The organism is Deltaproteobacteria bacterium, assembly GCA_020848905.1.
Classification (GTDB): Bacteria; Myxococcota_A; Polyangia.
On the sequence record JADLHG010000072.1, the window covers coordinates 1 to 2,650 of the forward strand.

The window sequence follows — 2,650 nt, forward strand, 5'->3', positions numbered from 1 at the left end:
CCTGAGCACGCCGCTGGGGCGGTGGGTGAGCGCAGATCCGCTCGGGGTGCATGGGGTGGGCGGGGATCTGAACCTGTATGCGTACGTGAGCGGGAGGGTGCTGCAGGCGGTGGATCCGGTGGGGTTGTACGCGACGATCTACAAAGACAAGTATGGCGTCGTTCAGATACGGATACCGATCTTGTTCCAACGCGGTGATGGAGTTGTCGAAGAGGAGTTCGAGAGGTTCGTTGCCCGACAGGTCAAAGTGGCTGAACGCGTCTGGACCGGGACGTTCGGCGGGATCAAAGTGCGGACGCGGATCGATGTGCTTACCCGACGCGAGGCCGTCGAGCGGGCGGGGCGAGGTGAGGGACTCAACGTCATGACGGTGCACGCGCCGAGTTCAGATGCGAATGCGCCCTGGGCCACCGCGGCTGTCTGGTCGGTAGGTGTAAAAGAGCGAGTGCGCGACCACCTTCAAGCTGTGAAGCACCATAAGGACGCGCAGGAGCGGTACCGGCGTGGCCAGTTGGCGATTCCTCCCATCCTCGAGGAGGACTTCATGAAGGCCTCGACGCTGGGGCGCGGTGAGATGGCCATCGACTCACCGAAGCGCGTCCTCGCGCATGAGGTCGCCCATCTCCTCGGGATCAGTCATGACAGCCCGAAGCCCGTGGGCGGGCGGCAGGCGGAGGTGCGGCCTGGGAACGTACTGGGCAACGCGGACGCGTTGAGGCGCCCCAACGTATACCAGGTCAAGTACATCATGAAGAACTACTGCCAGAACTGCCAGCGCTCCGGCGGAAAGCCAGCCGGGGGAGGCGGCGGCGACGGGAAGGCGAGTTCAGAGAAGAGTGCGGTGCCTCCGGAGTAGTCATGAGGGCGAGCACGATTGTGACTCACGCCGCGAGCGCGGTGACGCTGACGGTGACGCTCGTTATCGGGAGTTGCGAGCGGCGTTCGACGCCGATGTCGGGTTCGGCAGGCGCCGCGTCGTCACAGGCCGTCGCTCCCAGCGCGGCAGTGCCCCCGCCACGGGATTGGTGGCAAGAGAAGGACTGCAGCTGGCTGATGAACGTGCCGTGGCCCTCAGAATGGGAGGTCGCGTACTCCAAGATGGGGAAGTTCTCGATCGATGCACGGGGTTCGGGTCGGAAGCTGTTTGAGGGTGTGCGGTACCAGACGATTAGTTGGTGCACGTCACACTGGGTGATGGCGCCCAACATGGAGGAGAGCTACTCCAAGGGATTGGAGTTCAGCGTCCTCGATGGGATCCACGAGGAACTGTTCGTAAGCGACTTGCTCATTCCTTTGCATGCAGTATGGGAGGGAGGCAGGTTGCAGATCGTCCAGGTGTTTCCGCTGGCCGCGCCGATGTGGGAAGTTTGGATTCTCGGGGCGAGCAAGTCGGAGGTCGTGATGCTGGTGGAGAGTCTCGGTAGCGCCACGGGGCGCGTGTGGGGCGAGCATGAGGGGCGTGGAGTGCACTGCTCGAGTCGGGACGTCGAGCGAATGACCAGGCGCGCGCAGAGCGTGCCAGCCTTCAGCGCAGCAGACGCCGCTGAGCGCTTCTTGCGGGCGCAGGCGCGTGAGCGGGAGGTCTCGCGCGACGGCGGTAAGGGTAACCGCGGCGGCGGACGTTAGGGGGCCATGGGGCGGCGGTCGGTTTGGCGCACAAGGGTGCGAAGCCGGCCGGGCCTCGATGAGGCGGCGAGCTTGGCGGTGCAGGCTACACCGAGTTCTTCCGCGGCGCCCTCGAACTGGGCCACTCCGTGGCCATGGGCGGACCCACCCCAAGGTCCGCGTCGGTGACGGCGGGGGCTCGATCGCTTCGACAGCGAAGGCGTGGGACGGCTCTCGCCTGGGCGCGTCGGGCGACGGGCGCGAAGGAGGCGCATGGTGGCCGTCACCTCCAGGTGGCCTCCGCGCGAACGCGCGGTTCGTCGTCGCTCACTTCGGCGCGGCACCGCTGGCGCGGGGCGCGACCCGGCAGTCGTCCTCCGGGCCGCTCTCGGCTTCAGGGGACAGGCTGGCAGCGCGGACGGCGAGTCCGGCGCTGGCGCGACGATTGGCGACGCGGCGCGGCACAGCCTCCCAGCGCTGGCCGACCTCCGCTATCGTCGTTCGCGCCGGGACCACGATGTTCGCCCTCGAGCCGCCTGCCGACCACGAGAGCCGCGCGCTCAGCGGGCGGCCACCCTGCGCGCGGAGCCGCCGCACGCGCGGGCTGTGGCCGGACGCCCTTCGCGACGCTGGCATGGTGCCGCCGCGCCGGCCGGGGCGGGAGCCCGCACGAGGCGGGCGGCGGCGCCTGTTCGTCCGGGTCGGCGCCGTTGCGGCCGTCCTCGCGTACGCTGCCACCCGCGCCCGCGGCAGGTTGCTTAGCGGACGGTGGCACGTCGCAGCAGGTCGTGTCCCATGCCCCGACTCAATCGGCGGCGAGGGCGCAGCGATGCCCGCGGTCGAGGCGACTCGCGTCCGAGCAATCGAGGACGCGGCCGCTGTACGGACGACAGGGCCTGCGCACCGACGAGCCGCGAACGAGGCGCGCCGCGTCGAGCCCCACGCATCGCAGAACCGCGACCCGGACGCCGTCCTCCTCGCGTCGCCGGCCGGGGACGCCGCCGGCCGCCTGCTCCACGAGGACTACTCGCCGTGCGAGGCGCAC

Annotated in this window: 3 protein-coding genes; 2 read left to right on the plus strand and 1 reads right to left on the minus strand. The window is 68.9% G+C overall.

What is annotated here, in order from left to right:
* Positions 1 to 55 precede the first annotated feature (55 nt).
* Both IT371_29685 and IT371_29690 read left to right on the plus strand, forming a co-directional pair.
* The gene (locus tag IT371_29685; protein MCC6751862.1) at positions 56 to 856 is read left to right on the plus strand and encodes a hypothetical protein; all 801 of its coding nucleotides are present in this window, start codon (positions 56 to 58) and stop codon (positions 854 to 856) included.
* 2 nt (positions 857 to 858) lie between these two features.
* Positions 859 to 1,626: a hypothetical protein gene (locus tag IT371_29690; protein MCC6751863.1), complete on the plus strand. Its 768-nt coding sequence runs from the start codon at positions 859 to 861 to the stop codon at positions 1,624 to 1,626.
* 784 nt (positions 1,627 to 2,410) lie between these two features.
* On the opposite strand, the gene IT371_29695 is transcribed toward IT371_29690, so the two are convergent.
* The gene (locus tag IT371_29695; protein MCC6751864.1) at positions 2,411 to 2,623 is read right to left on the minus strand and encodes a hypothetical protein; all 213 of its coding nucleotides are present in this window, start codon (positions 2,621 to 2,623) and stop codon (positions 2,411 to 2,413) included.
* Between the last annotated feature and the right edge of the window lie 27 nt (positions 2,624 to 2,650).